Below are 613 nucleotides of genomic sequence, written 5' to 3'. Positions count from 1 at the left end.
TACCACCCACAAGCTAAAGACAGGCTCGTAGAGATCGGAGTAGCGATTTATGAGTATTTTGGGAGATGGAGTAATTCGACCAAGAAGTTACAAGATTTTGTCTATCGTTATGGCAATACAGGGGCGATTGTTAGTGCGCATAGCCGTGGTAGCTTGACAGTGGGCAATGGAATGCGTGACTTTGAACAGCATGGCATTCACGGTATAGCAGAAAAAACAGATATCTATCTTTTTGGACCAGCTGATAACTCTCAATCAATAGCGAATGCACTATATTATGTGAGTGATGGTAAAAAAGATCATATTTATTTACAAAACCATATATTCGATCCCATTGGTACAGGAATTGGTCACAATCTACCTACTTTTTATAAGGCACCCTTAAGGTTCCCTTATGCAATATTTCCACCAGCAACTCCAATGATAGAGCAAGGGGGAGCGTTCATCGGGCATAACCCTAGTACCCATAAGTGTTATGGTAATGCGGGGAAAAAATGTCAAGATAATTATGGAATACATCATAATACAAAAATTTATGCACCTTATGCAATTTTAGATAATTTAGGTTTAGGTTATTTATGGAGAAAAAAATGAATACACTGTTTAAATTATT

General features: G+C 37.5%; 1 protein-coding gene. It reads left to right on the top strand.

What is annotated here, in order from left to right:
• Window positions 1-594, top strand: a 594-nt coding sequence (locus ACFIKH_RS09360) for a hypothetical protein (protein WP_375671553.1), incomplete at its 5' end; no start/stop codon positions are given.
• Window positions 595-613: the final 19 nt, after the last annotated feature.

The sequence above is a fragment of the Bartonella sp. SD1336NMGDW genome, assembly GCF_042193565.1.
In the GTDB taxonomy this organism is placed as follows: domain Bacteria; phylum Pseudomonadota; class Alphaproteobacteria; order Rhizobiales; family Rhizobiaceae; genus Bartonella; species Bartonella grahamii.
This window is presented reverse-complemented; position numbering and strand designations above follow the sequence as displayed.